The organism is Aequorivita vladivostokensis (assembly GCF_000952855.1).
Classification (GTDB): domain Bacteria; phylum Bacteroidota; class Bacteroidia; order Flavobacteriales; family Flavobacteriaceae; genus Aequorivita; species Aequorivita vladivostokensis.
Genome location: NZ_JSVU01000003.1, coordinates 246211 through 264936, shown reverse-complemented (window position 1 = coordinate 264936; position 18726 = coordinate 246211). Strand labels below are relative to the sequence as shown.

Annotated in this window: 18 protein-coding genes; 14 read left to right on the top strand and 4 right to left on the bottom strand. The window is 43.6% G+C overall.

Annotation, left to right across the window (positions count from 1 at the left end; translation table 11 throughout):
* Nucleotides 1–209 precede the first annotated feature (209 nt).
* The 4 genes from MB09_RS06150 (at nt 210) to MB09_RS06135 (ending at nt 4853) form a co-directional block, all read left to right on the top strand.
* Nucleotides 210–1403 (top strand): nitrous oxide reductase family maturation protein NosD, encoded by a 1194-nt coding sequence (locus MB09_RS06150; protein WP_045080182.1) that lies wholly within the window; start codon nt 210–212, stop codon nt 1401–1403.
* A complete protein-coding gene (locus MB09_RS06145; protein ID WP_045080009.1) occupies nt 1390–2100 on the top strand; it encodes an ABC transporter ATP-binding protein in 711 nt (236 codons plus the stop codon). The genes MB09_RS06150 and MB09_RS06145 overlap by 14 nt, the downstream gene beginning before the upstream one ends.
* On the top strand, nt 2093–2875 hold the full coding sequence (locus MB09_RS06140) for an ABC transporter permease (RefSeq protein ID WP_045080008.1): 783 nt from the start codon (nt 2093–2095) through the stop codon (nt 2873–2875). Before MB09_RS06145 ends, MB09_RS06140 begins: the two co-directional genes overlap by 8 nt.
* 175 nt (nt 2876–3050) lie before the next feature.
* Entirely contained in the window at nt 3051–4853 is a 1803-nt protein-coding gene (locus MB09_RS06135; RefSeq protein ID WP_045080007.1) for a hypothetical protein, read from the top strand.
* A gap of 151 nt (nt 4854–5004) precedes the next feature.
* Here the strand turns inward: MB09_RS06135 and MB09_RS06130 are convergent, their stop codons facing one another.
* Both MB09_RS06130 and MB09_RS06125 read right to left on the bottom strand, forming a co-directional pair.
* Nucleotides 5005–5361 (bottom strand): helix-turn-helix domain-containing protein, encoded by a 357-nt coding sequence (locus MB09_RS06130; RefSeq protein WP_045080181.1) that lies wholly within the window; start codon nt 5359–5361, stop codon nt 5005–5007.
* A gap of 1 nt (nt 5362) precedes the next feature.
* On the bottom strand, nt 5363–5656 hold the full coding sequence (locus MB09_RS06125; protein WP_045080006.1) for a type II toxin-antitoxin system HigB family toxin: 294 nt from the start codon (nt 5654–5656) through the stop codon (nt 5363–5365).
* Between the two features lie 350 nt (nt 5657–6006).
* On the opposite strand from MB09_RS06125, the gene MB09_RS06120 reads away from it, so the two are divergent.
* The 6 genes from MB09_RS06120 (at nt 6007) to MB09_RS06095 (ending at nt 11420) form a co-directional block, all read left to right on the top strand.
* Nucleotides 6007–6453 (top strand): c-type cytochrome, encoded by a 447-nt coding sequence (locus tag MB09_RS06120; RefSeq protein WP_045080005.1) that lies wholly within the window; start codon nt 6007–6009, stop codon nt 6451–6453.
* A 22-nt stretch (nt 6454–6475) separates the two neighbouring features.
* On the top strand, nt 6476–7825 hold the full coding sequence (locus MB09_RS06115; RefSeq protein ID WP_045080004.1) for a cbb3-type cytochrome c oxidase subunit I: 1350 nt from the start codon (nt 6476–6478) through the stop codon (nt 7823–7825).
* Nucleotides 7826–7996: 171 nt separating this feature from the next.
* Nucleotides 7997–8818, top strand: coding sequence for a CbbQ/NirQ/NorQ/GpvN family protein (locus tag MB09_RS06110; RefSeq protein WP_045080003.1), 822 nt, complete (start codon nt 7997–7999; stop codon nt 8816–8818).
* 10 nt (nt 8819–8828) lie between these two features.
* Nucleotides 8829–10598 carry a nitric oxide reductase activation protein NorD gene (locus MB09_RS06105; protein ID WP_045080002.1) on the top strand — a complete coding sequence of 590 codons (1770 nt, stop codon included), beginning with the start codon at nt 8829–8831 and terminating at the stop codon, nt 10596–10598.
* Nucleotide 10599: 1 nt separating this feature from the next.
* Nucleotides 10600–11184, top strand: a complete 585-nt coding sequence (locus MB09_RS06100; protein ID WP_045080001.1) for a cytochrome c oxidase subunit 3 — start codon at nt 10600–10602, stop codon at nt 11182–11184.
* A 2-nt stretch (nt 11185–11186) separates the two neighbouring features.
* The gene (locus MB09_RS06095) at nt 11187–11420 is read left to right on the top strand and encodes a cytochrome C oxidase subunit IV family protein (protein ID WP_045080000.1); all 234 of its coding nucleotides are present in this window, start codon (nt 11187–11189) and stop codon (nt 11418–11420) included.
* Nucleotides 11421–11499: 79 nt separating this feature from the next.
* Here the strand turns inward: MB09_RS06095 and MB09_RS06090 are convergent, their stop codons facing one another.
* Together MB09_RS06090 and MB09_RS06085 are read right to left on the bottom strand one after the other, a co-directional pair.
* On the bottom strand, nt 11500–12117 hold the full coding sequence (locus MB09_RS06090; RefSeq protein ID WP_045079999.1) for a porin family protein: 618 nt from the start codon (nt 12115–12117) through the stop codon (nt 11500–11502).
* A gap of 155 nt (nt 12118–12272) precedes the next feature.
* Nucleotides 12273–14327 carry an acetate--CoA ligase family protein gene (locus MB09_RS06085; RefSeq protein ID WP_045079998.1) on the bottom strand — a complete coding sequence of 685 codons (2055 nt, stop codon included), beginning with the start codon at nt 14325–14327 and terminating at the stop codon, nt 12273–12275.
* Between the two features lie 186 nt (nt 14328–14513).
* Between MB09_RS06085 and MB09_RS06080 the strand changes: the two genes are divergently transcribed.
* The 4 genes from MB09_RS06080 to nadB are packed head-to-tail and all read left to right on the top strand — an operon-like array spanning nt 14514 to nt 18725.
* The gene (locus tag MB09_RS06080) at nt 14514–14912 is read left to right on the top strand and encodes a c-type cytochrome (RefSeq protein ID WP_052671304.1); all 399 of its coding nucleotides are present in this window, start codon (nt 14514–14516) and stop codon (nt 14910–14912) included.
* Nucleotides 14902–16227, top strand: a complete 1326-nt coding sequence (locus MB09_RS06075; RefSeq protein WP_045079996.1) for a cbb3-type cytochrome c oxidase subunit I — start codon at nt 14902–14904, stop codon at nt 16225–16227. Before MB09_RS06080 ends, MB09_RS06075 begins: the two co-directional genes overlap by 11 nt.
* Nucleotides 16228–16233: 6 nt before the next feature.
* On the top strand, nt 16234–17160 hold the full coding sequence (gene nadA, locus MB09_RS06070; RefSeq protein ID WP_045079995.1) for a quinolinate synthase NadA: 927 nt from the start codon (nt 16234–16236) through the stop codon (nt 17158–17160).
* Nucleotides 17160–18725, top strand: a complete 1566-nt coding sequence (gene nadB, locus MB09_RS06065) for an L-aspartate oxidase (RefSeq protein WP_045079994.1) — start codon at nt 17160–17162, stop codon at nt 18723–18725. Before nadA ends, nadB begins: the two co-directional genes overlap by 1 nt.
* Nucleotide 18726 lies beyond the last annotated feature (1 nt).

Sequence of the window (18726 nt, the reverse complement as noted above, 5' to 3'; positions counted from 1 at the left end):
CCGAAGAAACTTGCTGGAATCTAACAGTCCGTCTATTGCGCGGAACTTTTTTCAACTTGTTCCGTTTCCTTTAAATTCAGTATCTTCCGTTATTTTTATAAAACCCGTTCACGGCAAATGCTCCGGTATTGCCAAATTTTGAAACTATTTTGAAAAAAACACTTCACATATTTACGCTGGTTATTTTGCTTTTTGCAACCGCTGCCGCTATGGGCAAGACCATAACCGTTTGCAGTACCTGTGAGGCTAAAACAATTCAGGAAGGTATAAACCAAGCCTCAGATGGCGACACCGTTTTGGTGAAAAAGGGAATTTACAAGGAAGTAAATATTATAGTGGACAAAAGCATTATTCTACTCGGCGAAAACCTGCCAACCATCGACGGAGAGGACAAAGGTGAAATCATTAAGATAGTGGCCGACAACGTTACGGTGGACGGTTTCAAAATTATAAATGTCGGCACCAGCTACACTTCAGATTACGCCGCCATTCGCGTAATTAAAAAGAATGGGTATCTCATCCAAAATCTTCAGCTCGAGAAACTTTTCTTCGGAATTTATCTCGAAAGGTCCAACAACGGAAAAGTGTTAAACAACACCATAAAAGGTGATGCCATTAACGAATACAATTCCGGCAACGGCATCCAGCTTTGGTATTGCAATGACGTTGAGGTGCGCGGTAACGACGTGCAGAACGTCCGCGACGGAATTTATTTGGAATTTTCAGACAATATAAGAATCAGCCACAATCTCAGTCGGAACAACCTGCGATATGGGCTGCACTTTATGTTCAGCAACAACGATATTTACGAGTACAATACTTTTGAGAACAATGGAGCGGGCGTGGCCGTGATGTTTTCGAAGTTTATAGAAATGAAGAACAACGTCTTTAAGGAGAACTGGGGCACCGCAGCATTCGGTCTTTTGCTAAAAGAAATAAACGATGCCACTATCTCCAACAATGTTTTTAAGGAAAATACCGTAGGTATCAATCTTGAGGGCAGCAACAGGGTAACCTATCACAACAACGATTTTATAAGCAACGGTTGGGCCATAAAGGTGCGTGGTGCTTGTTATGCCAATTCCTTTAAAGAGAACAACTTTCTTTACAACTCTTTCGATATTTCCTATAATAGCAATATAAACGACAATGAGTTCGACAATAATTATTGGAGCAATTATACGGGTTACGACCTTAATAAGGACGGAATTGGCGATGTGCCTTACCGTCCCGTAAAACTGTTTTACTATATTGTTAACCGTACTCCGGAAACCATCATTCTATTGCGAAGCCTTTTTATAGACATTATTGATTTTTCAGAAAAAGTTTCCCCCGTTTTCACGCCCGATAATTTGGTGGATGAAAACCCAAAAATGAAGCCCATAAAACATGATAGAAGTTAAGGATTTACATAAAAAATTTGGCAAGAACGAAGTGCTCAAGGGCATAGACCTCAATATTGAGCGTGGTGGAATTTTCTCTGTCCTGGGGCCAAACGGCTCGGGAAAGACCACCCTCATCAAATGTATTTTGGGAATGGTACTGCCAGATTCCGGAGCGATTTCCGTAGATGGAAAACCGTTGAAAAACAATTTCAAATACCGAAATGAAATTGACTATTTACCGCAAATAGCCAATTTCCCCGGCAACCTGAAAGTGAATGAGCTTATCGCGATGATCAAGGATCTGCGCGATTCAAAAGCTACCAAGGATGAAGAGTTGATTGAGCTTTTCAAGTTGCAACCCTTTCTCAATAAAAAATTGGCAAACCTTTCGGGCGGCACAAAACAGAAAGTGAATTTGGTGCTTACGTTTATGTTTGACAGTCCTCTGATAATTCTCGATGAACCAACGAGCGGCCTCGATCCCATCTCGCATCTGCGGTTGAAGAACTTGATTTTTTCGGAAAGGGAAAAGGGAAAAACCATTTTGGTTACCTCGCACATTTTGAGTTTTGTGGAAGAAATTGCCGACGAGATAGTTTTTCTTTTGGAAGGAAAAATCTACTTTAAGGGAACCATTACGGAACTGAAAACCAAGACCGAACAGCCCGATTTTGAACACGCCATAGCCTCCATTTTATCCTCAAGTTATGCTTAAGATACTAAAATACAGTTTTTACGATTTAATGCGAAGCCGCTGGAGCTACGTATATTTTCTGTTCTATTTACTGCTGGGCGTGGTGCTCTTGTTTTTGAACAATGACCTCTCAAAAGCGGTGATAACTCTGATGAACGTAATCATTATTTTGGTACCGTTAATCGGCACTATTTTCGGGGTGATGTATTATTACAATTCCCGCGAATTTACGGAGCTGCTCTTGGCACAGCCCGTAAAACGGAGCTCCATCTTTTTGGGGCAATATTTTGGAGTCGCCACCTCGTTGGCGATGAGCTTGGTAATTGGTTTGGGCCTCCCTTTTGTTTTCTATGGAATTTTTAACAGCAATGCCATCTGGGATTTTACACTTCTGCTAGTTACAGGCGGATTTCTAACCTTTATTTTCACCGCACTGGCTTTCGTTATAGCTCTTTCCAATGAAAACAAAATCAAAGGTTTTGGCTATGCCATTCTGCTTTGGTTGTTCATGGCCGTAATTTATGACGGTATCTTTTTGATGTCGCTTTTATATTTTGAGGATTATCCGCTGGATAAGTTTTCACTCATCGCAACCATGCTGAACCCAGTAGATCTGTCGCGGGTTTTGATACTTTTAAAACTCGACATTTCGGCATTATTGGGCTATACCGGTGCGGTATTCCAAAAATTCTTCGGCACCAGTTTTGGACTGTTGCTTTCCTTTGCGATGCTAATTGTTTGGGTAGTAGTGCCAACCTTCTTTATTTGGCGCATTGCGAAGCGGAAGGATTTTTAAGGTAAAACATCATAAAAATTTCATATAAAAATATCACTCTACCGGGGTGATATTTTTTTTGAAATCATTTCTCGCCCTATTAAAGAGTAATATGTATTATTTATGATTTTTGTCATACTATGGCAATTTTGGATTAATCATCTTTACCAAATTTTCAATCCAAATCCATTCTCAAATGCAAATTACCAGTCCGCATACCTTTCACATTCCCGTCATGGGCATTGCCTACACCATTGATTCCCCAATAAAAGTTGCCTGTTTTGGCATCAACTCGGCCATTTCGGTTATTGAGGATAACATTTTGGAAGTAATGCGGAAATATTACTATGGCCAAAATAACGAACCATACGTTCCCATTACCGTAAAAGAGGAGGATTACAGAGCCAGGCGTATAACCGATTACCTAAACCTGATGCAGCGCATCGTCACTTCAAAAATGGAACAGTTGAAGGCCTCCACATTTGAAGCGGGATCGGATCTTGTAAAATATTTCGAAATGCTTCCCGATACAAGCCTGCTAAAGGAAAAGTATAACGAATGGCTTTTTACCCTCAATCCCGAAAAGAAGGGATTATTGGAAAAATTGCTGCTAAAACTGGTGGTGCCGGGAGCGGTGGAAGTGAATATTATGACCAAGGTAGATAAAGAGAATTTGGACAAAAACAAGGATATAATTGAAAACGGATCGGATGCGCTGACCGCCCTAAAAGGTTACGCCAAGAGCGAACTTACCAACTCGTCCCTTATTTTTTCTGCGGGAATGAACCCGCGACTTTATAATTATATGGAAAATTTTTCGGCCTTTGATGCCTATGAATGGGGCTGTTTTCACAAAAAGGTGGTGATCAAGGTAAGCGATTACCGTTCGGCGCTGATACAGGGGAAATATTTGGCGAAAAAGGGAATCTGGGTCAGTGAGTTTCGCATTGAATCCGGACTTAATTGCGGTGGCCACGTTTTTGCCACCCAGGGCCTATTGATGGGGCCGATTCTCCAGGAATTTAAAAAGAAAAGACAGGAATTGCGGGAAAGCCTTTTTGAGCTTTACAATCCTGCACTCACGGCCAAGGGAAAACTTACCTTTTATGAACCGCATCCCATAAAAATTACGGTACAGGGCGGTATTGGCACCAGTGAGGAAGATAACTTGCTGCGCAATTACTACCAAGTGGACGGCACGGGTTGGGGCACGCCCTTTCTGTTATGCCCTGAGGCTACTACGGTTGATGAGGATACGTTGGAGTTGCTCCGCCAGTCGAAAGAAAGGGATGTAGTTCGGAGCAATGCGTCGCCTTTGGGGGTACAGTTCAATTATTTAAAGGGAACCACCGCCGAAAAGGAACGTTTGGAACGTATAGCAAAGGAAAAGCCTGGCAGTCCGTGTACCGAAAAACTATTGGTATCCAATACCGAGTTTACCAAAGAGCCGATATGTACCGCGTCGAGCAAGTACCAAAAGATGAAATTGGAGCAATTGGAAACCTTAAATCTTTCCGAGGAAGAACTGGAGCTGCAGCGCGAAGAGGTGTTGGGCAAAGAATGTCTGTGCATCGGCCTGAGCAATGCGGCGGCTATTCGGTATGAAGTGTCCTTTCTAAAAAAGCTTACGGCGGTAACCATTTGCCCGGGGCCGAATATCGTCAATTTCTCAAAGGTTGCCAGTCTGCGCGAGATGACTGATCATATTTACGGTCGCCAAAATATAATGCAACACCCCAACAGACCTTTAATGTTTGTTGCCGAGTTAAGGCTTTATATAGATTTTTTAAAGAAGGAAATGAAGCACACCTTAGCGCCAACTGCCCGCGATTTCAAAACTTGGGAAAAATTCAGTGAAAACCTTCTCGATGGGATTGCGCATTATTATGACTTGGTGGCAAATTATATTTTAGACAATAAAGCCCAATTTGAAAAGGATTTAGCCGATGCCAAAAAGGAGATTTTGCAGTTGCAGGAATTGCAGTTGCAGGTTGGGTAATGGGTCAGAGATTCAAATCTTGAAAATACGCCACAATATTTAGTATAAAGGAATGTGGTAGCAAATAAGCAGTTGCCTTTCAGATTATCCCCAAGCCAAACATTAGTGCTTTTGAGAGCCCTCGCGGCTTTTCGTGCTCCGGGTAACTTGCTCAATAATCTTGTATCAAAATTTCTGTCGGGATATTTAAATCAGCGTTCAGTTTTCTAATCATTTCCAAAGTCAGTTTTCGTTTTTTGTTCATTATTTCGCTCACTCGACTTTTAAAACCAATCATTTTTACCAAATCTTTCTGTTTTAGGCCCATTTGTTCCATTCGAAAATTAATTGCGGCAATCGGGTCGGGCAGGTCAATGGGAAAATTCTCATTTTCATAATTGTCTATTACCATTGCCAGAATTTCCAACTCGTCGCCTTCCTCGGTTCCTCTTTTGGCATCAAAAATAACCTCCAAGCGCTCCAAGGCTTTTTGGTAATCCGCTTCGTTTCTAATAGGTTTTATTTTCATCTTAAATTTCGTTTGCGTTAATTTTATCATATTCTCCTTGTGTTCCTATAAAACGTATCCAAGCCAGTTGATATTCAAAATTAAACTTAACAATCAGTCGATAATCGTTTCCTTTAATATTGAAGACCATTCGGTTATCTTTTAAAATACTTGCACTCGGGTATTCGGATTTAAGATCGTTGATTGATGACCAATTTGATTTTTCAGTTTCACGATACCAAGTTTTCAATTGAAGTTCGCAGTCGCCGTACTTTTCCCAAAAATCCCGCAATGTTCCTCTCGAAAATATTTTCACGTAAAATAATTTGTAGCAAAGTTAACACAAAAGTTACCAAAATGATAACTTTATTTTTTACTTTTTTCAGTAAAGGCAACTGGTGCATACAAGCTATTTAAAAGCATAACATTTTAGCCTTCGTAAGAATAAGAACATAAGGCAGTACATAATTATTTTTAAATTGAAATCTCGATATATAAATTCTAAACCACCTTTCCCAGCTCGGCCGAGGTCCGCTCTCATCAATTCTTAGAAAAATCCTAAAAATTCTAATTTATATGATAATGGTCATATTACATTTTTGTCATTCTTATTTATTTTGCTATTAAGATATATAAGTCTTAAATATAATTTTAAACCTAACCAATATGCTATCCAAACAACAAGCACGGGCATTTTTCCTTGGGGGAACACTCGTAACCTTTCTGATCTTTATTGGCCTTACCATCTATTCCTTCAGCGACGGCCAGGACCAAACCAATTATGAAAACATTACCGCCCAAGTGGTGCGCGGTAAGGTAATCTGGGAAGAGAACAACTGTATGGGCTGCCACACCATTCTGGGCGAGGGCGCCTATTATGCGCCGGAACTCACAAAAGTAATTGAACGCCGTGGCGAAGGCTACGTAAAAGCCGTTCTTATGACGCCCGTACCCTGGGCTCCCAACGAGCGAAAAATGGTAGCCTACGGTTTTTCCGAGGAAGAGGCCATGGACGTTATCGCCTTTTTTAACTGGATAGGCGAGATAGACCTAAACGGTTTTGACCGCATTGTTTCGCCGCTGGCAAAAGACAAGCAACTCACCAACAACTAACCACCAATTAAATTTTATACCGATGAAATATAAATCTCAAAAAGTAGCGTACTGGTTTTTTGCACTTTCCATGCTTTTACTGGTACTTCAAATAACCTATGGCTTTGTTATGGGTTTTGCCCGTATCGGGATGGACGGTCTACACGACTTTATTCCCTTTAACACCGCGCGCGCCGTCCATACCAATTTGCTTGTGGTCTGGTTGCTCTCCGGGTTTATGGGCGCTGCCTATTACATTATTCCCGAAGAGGCCCAACGCGAACTCGTTAGCGTGAAACTGGCGTATGTACAGCTCATTTCGCTTGCAGCGGTTGGCGTTGCAGCCATTGTCGGCTATCACTTTAACTGGTGGGAAGGCCGTAAATTTTTGGAAATTCCACACCAGCTTGACTATTTGGTAGTTTTAAACGTACTGCTGTTTTTGGCACTCATACTTTTGACGCTCTTTAAAGGAAAACGAAAAACCACGACGGCATTGGTGCTTAGCATGGGGCTGCTGTTTGCGGCGCTGCTGTACATTCCCGGAATGTTCCCCTTTGACAGTCAGGTAACCGACAGCTTTTTTCGCTGGTGGGTAGTGCACCTTTGGGTTGAAGGCGTGTGGGAACTCATTATGGGCGGTATCCTCGCCTTCCTTTTAATAAAGTTAACAGGCGTGGACCGCGAGGTTATTGAAAAATGGCTGTATGTAATCGTAGGTCTTACTTTTCTTTCCGGCGTACTGGGCACGGGCCACCACTACTATTATATTGGTGTGAATAAAATCTGGCTCATCGTTGGTGGCATTTTCTCTGCCCTGGAGCCTTTGGCCTTCCTTGCTATGGCACTTTTCGCGGTAAATATGTACCGAAAGGGAGAAAAAAAGCACCCAAACAAGATTGCTTTGTTTTGGACGCTCGGCGCTGCCATTGTTTCCTTTGTGGGGGCCGGTCTTTTAGGTTTTGCGCACACTTTGCCGCAAACCAACCTTTACACCCACGGCACCTTGGTTACCGCAATGCACGGCCACTTGGCATTTTGGGGTGCGTACGCGATGATTGTTTTGGCAATTATAAGCTACAGCCTGCCCAATATGACGGGACGTAAATTTTACGACGGCGTTCGCGGGCGTGTGGCTTTTTGGACCACAAATATTGGAATGATCGGGATGACGATGGCCTTTGGTGTCGCTGGCGTTGCGCAGGTTTATTTGGAACGAAAATTCGGAATGGAATTTATGGCCGTCCAAAAGGAAATCAGCATTCACTTTGTGGTGCTTATACTCTGCGCCAGTCTGTTCGCCATTGGGGTCCTAACCTATATCTATGATTTTTACAAGCACGGACGCCCCACGGATGAAGCCCTGGAAACCGTGGAAAGTAGCTATCTCTAATTCTATAAAGGCCTGAAGCTGGTTACGCTCTTATACCTGAAAGCCCGGGAATATTTTCATATAAAACAGTTTTAAGTCATTCCCGACCAGAACTATGTTTCGGGCCTTTTAATAATAGTTTTCCGCTGTACAATTTCGGTACAGTTGAAACGACACTAAAAATCTTGAATTATGTCAATCACAGAAACAATCACCATAAAGGAAAGCCTAAAATTCTCTTCGGAAATACCCTTTTATAAACCCATAGACCGCGAGGTTGAGGTTTTTCGGCATGCTTTTAAAAACAAACTGCCCATTTTGCTGAAAGGACCAACGGGCACTGGCAAAACACGGTTTGTGGATTTTATGGCGCATCAGTTGGAGCAATCGCTCATCACCGTTTCCTGCCATGAGGAAACCTCTTCCACAGACCTTATTGGGCGCTACATTATCAAGGGCGCCGAGACCATTTGGGTGGACGGGCCGTTGACGACAGCCGTAAAAGAGGGCGCCATTCTTTATTTGGATGAAATTGCCGAAGCCCGCCCAGATGTGGTGGTTGCCATACATTCCCTAACTGACCACAGAAAGGAGCTTTATATTGACAAATTGGGCATTACCGTAAAAGCACATCCCGATTTTATGCTCGTGGCCTCTTTCAATCCCGGCTACCAAAAAGGTTTTAAAGAGCTGAAACCATCTACCCGCCAGCGTTTTGTGGCGCTTTCGTTTCAATATCCGACCGCTAAGGACGAAACCGAAATCGTTGCAACTGAAACTGGCTTGGACAAAGACACTTCAAAAAAACTGGTGAACATCGCCAATAAAATCCGCAATCTCACCGAGTTGGGGCTTACCGAAACCGTTTCCACCCGTTTGTTGGTTGACGCGGCAATGCTTATAAACAGCGGCCTTCCGAAGCGGCTTTCCGTAAAAGTAGCCATTGTGGAACCGTTGACCGACGACGCGGAAATTACCCAAGCACTCACCGACCTCTGCGATTTGATGATTTAAGCCAAAAGCCATGTTTGAACCCGATGAGTTTATCTTTGCGAAGGTCGCCAAATTCCTAAAACACCGAAAAAAAAGTGCGAGGGAAGCCATTGCGCACACCGTAAAGCTTTGCGAAATAAAGCCACGGCTTACGTTGGTGGCACGAGCCGTAACGGGCCATTCCATCGAAATTTTTGAGGCAGAGCAGGAGGGCGGTTATAAGAACAATGCCTTCTTTTTGCCCGAACGGTTTTCGGGTTTTGATACTTCGGAAAAAAATCTTGCTTTTTACATTTTTAGGACGCTTTATCTTTCCATCCAAAAAAGTTTTCATCTAAATTATGAATTGGGCGAGGAGCACACTTTGGAAGAGGCGCGGAAAATTTCCGAGGAAAATTCTGAAAAAGTCTTAAAGGAGATTTTCAGCCAATTCCCGGGAACGGAAACCATTTATACCGAACTGAAATTGCTTTTTGAAGAAAATGCTTCGGAAAAAAATCCGCCCGATTATTCGTTTATTTATGGGAAATGGATGGAGAATTCCCCGGAAACTGTGAAGAAAAAGGTGCTTGAGAATATTTCGGAAAAAGTAAAAACCGCCATTGAGGAAGAGATAAACACCATTTTGAAGGCCAATGCGGTGGAAGAGATAAAATCCATTGAGGTTGACAAAAAAGCGCAGGAAGATTATGTGCTTACCCACAATTTTGAAAAGGCCGAAACCGCGGAAGAGTGGGAGGGCGGTTGGCGCGATTTTGACGGCGATGACGAACTGGACGACCACGCCAATGCGCTAGAGGACTTGAATATGAAACAGACCGTGCGGGTGGACGACCCTACGCATTCCATCTATCAGGCGGAGTTTATTGAAAATACCACCATTTCGGAGAGTGCCGAATTGGAAACTTCGGGCCATCACATTTTGTACGACGAATGGGATTATTCCAAACGCACTTACAAACCGGATTTCTGCAAGGTTTTCCCCCAAACGCAAACCGAAACCGATTTTGATTATTATAAAAATACGCTTCGCGAGCACGCTTCCACTTTGATGGGGCTGCGGAAGATGCTCACTTCGGTAAACAATAAATACCAGCAGCAGCGCAGGCAATTGCAGGGCGAGGAATTTGATCTCGATGCGCTCACGGACCTTTACGTTGACGTGCATTCGGGCCACACGCCGTCGGAAAATATCTATCTCTCAAAACGCAAAAAGGAAAAAGACCTTTCCATTTTGATGCTTTTGGACAGCAGCCTTTCCAGCGATGGCTATGCCGCAGACAACAGGGTGATTGATGTGGAAAAGCAGGTCTCCATCATTTTTGGGGAAATTTTGGAGGAATTCAATGTGGATTTTTCCATCGCCGGTTTCTATTCAAAAACCCGAAACCACAGCACCTATCTAACTTTAAAGGATTTTGACGAACCGTGGCAAAAGGCAAAAAACAAGGTGGGCGCCCTGCAGCCAAGTGGTTATACGCGTATTGGTACGGCATTGCGGCATTCCGGAGCCTTGCTCGATAATCGCGATACCAAAAATAAATGGGTCATCCTGATTTCTGACGGAAAACCCAATGATTACGACAAGTACGAGGGCAAATACGGCATCAACGATGTAAAGCAAGCACTTCGGGAATTGAACCAGCGGAACATCAATTCGTATGCCTTGGCTATTGAAGCGCAGGCAAAATATTACTTGCCACAGATGTTTGGGCAGAACCATTTCCAGATTTTGACCACTCCCGTGGAATTGCTGCAATCGCTGGTAAAACTGTACGATAAAATAAAACACCAAAGCTAAAATGGACACTACGGCCAAAATAGATTACAAAAACATTTTTTACCCACCGGGCGGCATCCTGCTGTGGATTATTATTTATTTGGAATTGGTAACCTTCGGGATTGCCCTGGTTTTTATGGCGCTGAATGCAAGGGCAGAGCCCGAACTTTTTCACGAATCCCGCCTGTTGCTAAACACGGCTTATGGCGCTATAAATACCGTTTTTCTGCTCAGCAGCGGTTGGTGCATGGCGCAGTCGGTGCATTTTCTGAAATTGGGGAATTTTAGCAAAAGCAAGTGGTTTCTTCGGTTGACCATTCTCGGCGGAATGTTGTTTTTGATTTTGAAAGCCGTGGAATACGCCGATAAGATTGAAGCAGGATTAACGGTGGGTTACAATGCATTTTTTGGATATTATTGGATGCTCACCCTTTTTCACGTAATACACGTGGTGGTGGGGATCATTATTTTGCTGGTTTTGGGAAGAACCCTCAGCAAAAAACCCCAAACTCTCAAAATTGCCGATTACGAATCGGGTGCAGCCTTTTGGCATATGTGCGATTTGATTTGGCTGTTGCTATTCCCTATAATCTATTTACTCTTTTAAAAATGGAACGCACTTTTAACATCACCTGGCTTGTTTTGATTGGCCTGACCCTGCTTTCCGCGGTGTTTGCCAATCTGGATTTTACCTATGTTGCAATAATCATTTTAGTGCTTTCCTTTTTGAAGTTTATAGGCGTGGCATTCTTTTTTATGGAACTTAAAAAGGCGAATGCTTTTTGGAAGGTACTGCTCGTGGCGTTTTTGACGCTATTGCTTGTTGTGGTTTGGGCGGTTTAAAAGACTGAATAGAGAATATTATATTCGAAGAAAGGGATTAGTGCTTTTCATAGGATACAGTGTTGCAAACAGTTTTTCCTCACAGTTTATAACTCAGGCCGAATTGTAAAACAGAACTTTTATTATTATCACGTTCAGTAATTCCATAATTATATCTTAGTCCAATTCGATAATTTTCTGAAAAAGTAAATCCCGCTCCAACATTCAGAGCAACTTCAAATTTATCATAATCGTCATTTCCAAAACTGAAATCATTATTATTATCAGTTATATCTTGATTGATTACAAATCCGAATTGTGGTCCAAATTCTAAATCGAAATTTTCACTGAAATAATAATCAGCCATAATTGGAAGTAAAATTAAATTCTGCTTAATATCTGCTTTAAATCTTTTGCCGAAAACAGGGTCGTTAGGGTCACCCATATTTATGTTTTCTGAGAATTCAATTTCTGCATTTTGTGTTGAAAACAGCAATTCAGGTTTTATTCTAAAATTGTCAGTTAATTTAAAACTTAAAAATCCTCCAAGATGAAATCCAATTTTGGCATTTGTTTCTGCAGGAATATTGTCATCAATAATTAGGTTGGAATAATTTAGACCTGCTTTTAATCCAAATTCGATTGGTTCATTTTGAGCTAAAACGCTAAAATTCATTAGCAGAGTAGTTATTCCGATTATCAATGTAGTTTTTTTCATTCCTGATTTTGTTTTTAAATCGTTTGCAACATGTAGATAAATACAATAGTTGCATTTATACCCATTGTATCTCTAATTGATTATTTTCAAATATAACACAAATACCCACTGTTTCCGAACCATCGCAGTCAGCATTTCCGCAGTAGTATAAACAGTTACCCAACCCGCACCCGAGCATCCACGGCAACAATATTTTTCCGGGTGCCAATCAACGGATTGATGTCCATTTCGGTAATTTCCGGGGCGGCCTCCACCAAAGCCGAAAGCCGTTGGATGATTTCCACAAACTCGTTTTCGTCAACGCCCTCTCGGCCCCTCGCACCCTGAATGAGTTTATACCCGCGAAGCGATTGTACCATTTGCTGGGCTTCGTTTTTTGAAATAGGGCTTAAACCCGCCGAAACATCGTTTAGCACTTCGATGAAAATCCCGCCCAAACCGCATAGAATGGTGTGGTTGAAACCCGGCTCCTTCATTACGCCCACAAACAGTTCCAGTCCCGCCAGTTGCGGCTGCACCATCACCGCCGTTGCGGAATCTATTTGCATCAGCCTATCAAAAGTTTCCGAAACTTCTTCCTTTGAAGTGATATTCAGCACCACGCCTTTTGCGTCGCTTTTGTGGAGCGGGCCCACAACTTTCATCACCACCGGAAATTCCAGGGAATCCATCGCGGCGAGCAGTTTTTCCTTTGAATTTTCAACCACTTCCGTAACCCGTGGAATTCCCGCAGCATCCAACAGCTTCTGCGTTTGGGCGGCATCCAAATAACCCTCGGAGGCCGTATCGATAACGCCTCGGATTTTTTCGATGTCAATTTTCGGGAGTGAAATTGCTTCGGAAACAGGTTCCGGCGTATTGAAAACCTGGGAGAGGGCTTTGCCCAAAACCACTTCATCGGGGAAGTTGATGTGCCCTTTTTTCAAAAAGGATTGGATTTCGCGCTGCGCGTTTATCACGGAAGGCAGCACGGGAAAAATGGGCTTGTTGCAGATTTCGAGCTTCACGCTCAATACATTATAGACATTTTCCACATCAAAAAGTCCCGGACTGCCGAAAACCACGGCCATCGCGTCTATGTTGTCAAATTTGTGTTCGCAGTAATCGATAATGATGCCCAATTGTTCGGCAGTGCCCGTGGCCAGAAAATCGATGGGGTTGGCTACGGAAGAGCCGGGGTAGAGGAAGGTTTTCAGCTTTTCGGCATCGGGCCCGGATATTTCGGGAACTTTTAGGCCGCCTTTTGAAAGCTCATCGGCCAGCATCACCGCCGAACCGCCGGCGTGGGTAATGATGGCAATGTTTTTCCCCTCCAGTTTTTTGTAGTTGAAAATGGAGGCCACGCTCAGCAGTTCCTCGCGGCTGCTGCAATACACAATCCCCGCTTTGTGGAACAGCGCGCGCACCGTCATATCGCTACTGGCAATCGCGCCCGTGTGCGAAGTGGCGGCACGGCTGCCTTCGGCGGTGCTTCCTGCTTTAATGGCCGCTATTTTCGCACCTTTTTTTATAAGGGAGGAAGCGTGTTTCAACAGCTTTTGCGGATTGGAAATGGTTTCGAGATACAACAGTTTTATCAACGGGTCTTTTTCGGCATCGAAGTTTTCGTCCATATATTCCAAAATATCCTCAATGCCCGTCTGGGCTGCATTTCCAACGGAAAATACGTTCGCGAAGGAAACGCCCAGCGCCATTCCGGCTTCCATAATAAAGACTGCCGTGGCGCCCGACCCCGAAATGAGGTCGCATCCCTCTGGGTTGAACTGCGGCACGGGAGCGGTAAAAACGCCTTTGTAATTTTCGGTGATTACGCCGATGCAGTTTGGGCCAATCAGGCAACCATCAACCGAATTGACCGTCAAAACTATCTGCTGTTCCCATTGTTTTCCCTGTTCGCCCGCTTCGCCAAAACCTGCGGAAATGATTATAAAAGCCTTCGTATTTTTTTCTTCGGCTAAAATTTTTACCGTTTCGGGACAATATTTTGCCGGAATGGCAAGAATGGCGAGGTCGGTTTGGGGAATTTCCATTACTTCAGAAAAACTTTTTATGCCCTGAACTCTTTCTTCCTTTGGATTCACCACGTAAAGATTTCCCGCAAACCCTCCGGCAAGAATATTTTTAAGCATATTTCCACCGGGCTTTTTGGTATCATTGGAAGCACCGATTATGGCGATACTTTTCGGATTTAGTAGTTGGTTGTTGACCATATTTTTTTAGAAATGAAGTTGAAATGCAAAGTAAATTCGAGGGATTTTTGGGAAGTACGAAATTAAAAGATGTTTAAGTCCTAAAAACTGATAAATATCATATTTCGCACAGCAGTGAAAAGGTATTTTTATGCCCAAATAATTCAAATTGAAATGGTCTCCAATCCAAGGCCTTATATTTGTATTATGGCGATTTTGCTCGCCCTTTTCGGCTTTTATAACTATGTAATCTATAATACCGATGGCTACGTGGCCGTCGAAAAGTTATCCCCAGTGGCAGTGAAAGGCCAGCAGCTGTTCCAAAGCAACCGTTGTTGGTCCTGTCACCAATTGTACGGTTTGGGCGGTTATTTGGGCCCCGATTTAACCAACGTGTATTCTACAGAAGGCAAAGGCCCAAACTATATAAAGGCATTTTTGAACAGTGGCGTGAAGAGTATGCCGCAATTCCATTTTACCGAAGAAGAAAAAGATGCTCTGGTGGAATACTTGAAACAGGTGGATGAAACGGGCATTTATCCAAATTATGACGCCGAGATTGAGGCCACGGGCTGGGTTAAAATAAAGTATCGAAATGAAGAATAAAGTGCCGCTCTATTTCTTGTTGTTTGCGCTCACCGCCCTGTTTTTGGGGATGCTTTTTGGGTTAACCGCGTCGTTTCAATACCTCTTGCCCGATTTTTTAAAGGAAACGGTTCCCTTCTCCAAACTGCGGCCCTTTCACGTTACTTCGCAAACTTCGTGGATCGTGCTCGCAGCCACGGGCAGCATCTATTTCTTTATCGCTTCGGTTGAAAAATTTGAGCTTTTTTCGCCCAAATTACAATCGCTGCATTTCATACTTTTCCTGTTGACGGGCGTCGCCATTTATTTCTCTTTCGCTTTCGATTATACCGAGGGGCGCGAATATTTCGCCTTTAAACCCATTTTGATGATTCCGATTTTACTGGGCTGGGTACTTTTCGGCATCAATTATTTCAAGACGCTTTACACCAATATGAAAGGGTGGCCCGTCTATTTTTGGATGTGGGGCACGGGCATCGCCTTTATGTGCTACCATTTGATGGAGGCGCATTTTTGGCTTTTCGATTTTTTTAGGTTGCATTTTATAAAGGATTTCGCCGTACAATGGAAATCCACCGGCTCGTTTACGGGCTCGTGGAATATGCTGGTTTACGGTATTTCAATTTATCTGATGTCCAAAATCAAAAAGGATACCGACGTGGCTACCAATAAAATGGCGTTTTTCTTCTACTTTTTGGGACTCACCAATTTGATGTTCGGCTGGGCGCACCACACCTATTTACTGCCCACACAGCCGTGGATCCGCTACGTTGCCTATGCGATAAGTATGACTGAGTGGATTGTTTTGGCGTCGATTATTTACAATTGGAAACGTTCCGTTTTAAAGGTGGAAAAAGAAAACCACCCCATGGCATATCGGTTTTTGCTGGCAACCGATTTCTGGATTTTTATAAACATTATTTTGGCGCTGTTGTTCTCCATTCCTGCCATCAATTTCTTTACCCACGGCACCCATATTACGGTGGCGCATTCAATGGGAACCACGATCGGTATCAACACGACGATCCTATTTTCGGCCCTCTTCTTTATTGCCCATTACGTGCGGCCAACCCTTCAGACCGATACCAAATGGGTCAAACGAGGCTTTGTGGCTTTCAATATTTCGCTGTTTATCTTTTTCGTTTCGTTGATAATTGCCGGGGCCAAGCGCAGCTACTGGATGTACGTTTCAAAGGAAGGATCGTTTGCGGAAATGCAGGATTCAATCGTGCCGTACTATATTTCATTTTTCATCTTTGGAATAGGGATTTTTGTTTCGCTGTTGATCGTTGCAACGCCTATTTTCAAAGCATTACTTCAAAAAATTAAAACTTGATTCCCGATGGATTTACATCAAAAAATAACCGAACTGAAAAAGCAGAAAAACGCCGTAATCCTAGCGCACTACTACCAAGTGCCCGAAATTCAGGAAGTGGCGGATTATGTGGGCGACAGTTTGGGCCTTTCGCAAAAAGCTGCGGAAACGGATGCCGATATGATTGTCTTTGCCGGTGTGCATTTTATGGCCGAGACCGCAAAGATTTTGAACCCCGACAAAAAAGTGTTGTTGCCCGATTTGATGGCGGGCTGCTCGCTGGCAGATTCGTGTCCGCCCGATGCTTTCCGCACATTGGTGGAGGCGCATCCGGACCACGTGGTAATAACCTATGTGAATTGTTCTGCGGAAGTAAAGGCCTTGAGCGATATTATCTGCACCTCTTCCAATGCCGAAAAAATCGTGAATTCCGTGCCGAAGGAGGTTCCAATTATCTTTGCGCCCGATAAAAATCTGGGGAAATATATTCAGAAAAAAACCGGTCGGAAAATGCTGCTTTGGGACGGCGCCTGCATTGTGCACGAAGCGTTTTCGATGGATAAATTGCTGAAACTTTACAAAGAGCACCCCGGTTCAAAAATTATTGCGCACCCCGAAAGTGAGAGCCATATTTTAGAGACCGCGACCTATATCGGTTCCACGGCGGGCATGATTGATTATGTGAAAAAACATCCTGCGGAAAAATTTATAGTCGCTACCGAAGCAGGAATCCTTCATAAAATGCAACAGGAAGTACCGCAAGCCGTGTTGATTCCCACGCCTGCGGAAGAGGACAACACCTGTGCCTGCAGCGAATGCGCGTTTATGAAGATGAATACTTTGCAGAAACTCTACGACTGTCTGTTGCACGAAACCCCGCAGATAGAAGTTTCGGAGGAAATACGGAAAAAAGCCATTCTGCCCATTGAGCGGATGCTGGAACTATCGAAATAATGCTGGAAACCAATTTTTTGATTATCGGTTCGGGCGCTGCGGGTTTAACACTCGCAGTGAAACTTGCGGCGGAATTTCCGAAGAAAAAAGTAACGGTTGTAACCAAAGCGCACCAATCGGAATCGAACACCAAATATGCACAGGGCGGCGTGGCGGCGGTTTTTGACTTGAAGGAAGATTCCTTTCAAAAACACATTGAGGATACGCTGATTGCGGGCGATGGACTTTGCGACGCCTCCGTAGTGGAAATGGTCATAAAAGAAGGCCCAAAAAGATTGCGCGAACTGATGGCGTGGGGCGCCAAATTTGACACCGATGCCGACGGCGAACTGACGCTCGGTAGGGAAGGGGGCCATTCTGAATTTAGGGTAATACACCATAAGGACACCACGGGCAATGAGATTGAGCGTACACTTTTGGAACGCGCCAATCAACTGCCGAATATAACTTTGCTGCCGCATCATTTTGCGATAGATTTGATTACGGAACACCATTTTTCTGAAAACAAAACTGAGAATCTTTCGTGTTACGGCGCCTATGTTTTGGACCAGATTTCCGGGAATATTTTTACGATAAAGGCTGACTGCACCACGCTGGCTTCCGGGGGAATGGGACGTGTTTACGGGCACACAACCAATCCCGCCGTTGCCACGGGCGATGGCATTGCGATGGCCTATCGCGCAAAGGCGCGCATTCAAAATATGGAGTTTATACAGTTTCACCCCACAGCACTTTACGACGGAAACAACGGCGCTTCCTTTTTGATTTCGGAAGCGGTGCGTGGCTTTGGAGCATTTCTTCGGAATAAAAAGGGCGAACGGTTTATGTTGAAATATGACGAACGCGGCGAATTGGCTTCCCGCGATATCGTTTCGCGCGCCATAGATTCCGAGATGAAAAAATCGGGCGACGAGTGTGTTTTTCTGGATTGTACGCATTTGGATATTGACGATTTCAAAAAACACTTCCCAACTATTTACGAAACCTGTTTGAAACGAAACATCAATGTGGCAAATGATTGGATTCCCGTAGTGCCCGCATCGCATTATTTGTGCGGCGGAGTGGTTGTGGATATGGATGGAAAGACTTCGGTGAAAAATCTTTTTGCCTGTGGCGAATGTTCGTACACAGGTTTGCACGGCGCCAACCGGTTGGCATCCAATTCGTTGCTGGAAGCATTGGTCTATGCGGACCGCATTTTTCAGTATCTCTGTAAACATAAGCCTTCCCACACGACCAAAGCCATTCCGGAATGGAATGACGAAGGCACGGTTTTATTGAAAGGCTCTGAAATCCTTCAGCAAAAAACGGAGCAATTGCAACGGTTGATGCGAAGATATGCAGGCGTGGTTCGGAACAATAGCGATTTAGAAAAAGCTTCAGCACAGTTGGAGGTTTTATATTTTGAAATGGAAGCCCTCTACCAAAAACACAAATTGAATACGGCCCTCTCAGAACTTCGCAATATGGTAAATGTGGCGCATTTGATTATCCAGCAATCCCTGAAACGAAAAGAAAACCGTGGCGGATATTTTAATGAAGATTATAAAAAAGTAAAAAAATAAG

What these genes read in the sequence shown, in the direction of transcription:
- MB09_RS06150 (WP_045080182.1), top strand. Translation starts at nt 210, where the DNA reads ATGGGCAAGACCATAACCGTTTGCAGTACCTGTGAGGCTAAAACAATT.
- MB09_RS06145 (WP_045080009.1), top strand. Translation starts at nt 1,390, where the DNA reads ATGATAGAAGTTAAGGATTTACATAAAAAATTTGGCAAGAACGAAGTG.
- MB09_RS06140 (WP_045080008.1), top strand. Translation starts at nt 2,093, where the DNA reads ATGCTTAAGATACTAAAATACAGTTTTTACGATTTAATGCGAAGCCGC.
- MB09_RS06135 (WP_045080007.1), top strand. Translation starts at nt 3,051, where the DNA reads ATGCAAATTACCAGTCCGCATACCTTTCACATTCCCGTCATGGGCATT.
- MB09_RS06130 (WP_045080181.1), bottom strand. Translation starts at nt 5,361, where the DNA reads ATGAAAATAAAACCTATTAGAAACGAAGCGGATTACCAAAAAGCCTTG.
- MB09_RS06120 (WP_045080005.1), top strand. Translation starts at nt 6,007, where the DNA reads ATGCTATCCAAACAACAAGCACGGGCATTTTTCCTTGGGGGAACACTC.
- MB09_RS06115 (WP_045080004.1), top strand. Translation starts at nt 6,476, where the DNA reads ATGAAATATAAATCTCAAAAAGTAGCGTACTGGTTTTTTGCACTTTCC.
- MB09_RS06110 (WP_045080003.1), top strand. Translation starts at nt 7,997, where the DNA reads ATGTCAATCACAGAAACAATCACCATAAAGGAAAGCCTAAAATTCTCT.
- MB09_RS06105 (WP_045080002.1), top strand. Translation starts at nt 8,829, where the DNA reads ATGTTTGAACCCGATGAGTTTATCTTTGCGAAGGTCGCCAAATTCCTA.
- MB09_RS06100 (WP_045080001.1), top strand. Translation starts at nt 10,600, where the DNA reads ATGGACACTACGGCCAAAATAGATTACAAAAACATTTTTTACCCACCG.
- MB09_RS06095 (WP_045080000.1), top strand. Translation starts at nt 11,187, where the DNA reads ATGGAACGCACTTTTAACATCACCTGGCTTGTTTTGATTGGCCTGACC.
- MB09_RS06090 (WP_045079999.1), bottom strand. Translation starts at nt 12,117, where the DNA reads ATGAAAAAAACTACATTGATAATCGGAATAACTACTCTGCTAATGAAT.
- MB09_RS06085 (WP_045079998.1), bottom strand. Translation starts at nt 14,327, where the DNA reads ATGGTCAACAACCAACTACTAAATCCGAAAAGTATCGCCATAATCGGT.
- MB09_RS06080 (WP_052671304.1), top strand. Translation starts at nt 14,514, where the DNA reads ATGGCGATTTTGCTCGCCCTTTTCGGCTTTTATAACTATGTAATCTAT.
- MB09_RS06075 (WP_045079996.1), top strand. Translation starts at nt 14,902, where the DNA reads ATGAAGAATAAAGTGCCGCTCTATTTCTTGTTGTTTGCGCTCACCGCC.
- nadA (WP_045079995.1), top strand. Translation starts at nt 16,234, where the DNA reads ATGGATTTACATCAAAAAATAACCGAACTGAAAAAGCAGAAAAACGCC.
- nadB (WP_045079994.1), top strand. Translation starts at nt 17,160, where the DNA reads ATGCTGGAAACCAATTTTTTGATTATCGGTTCGGGCGCTGCGGGTTTA.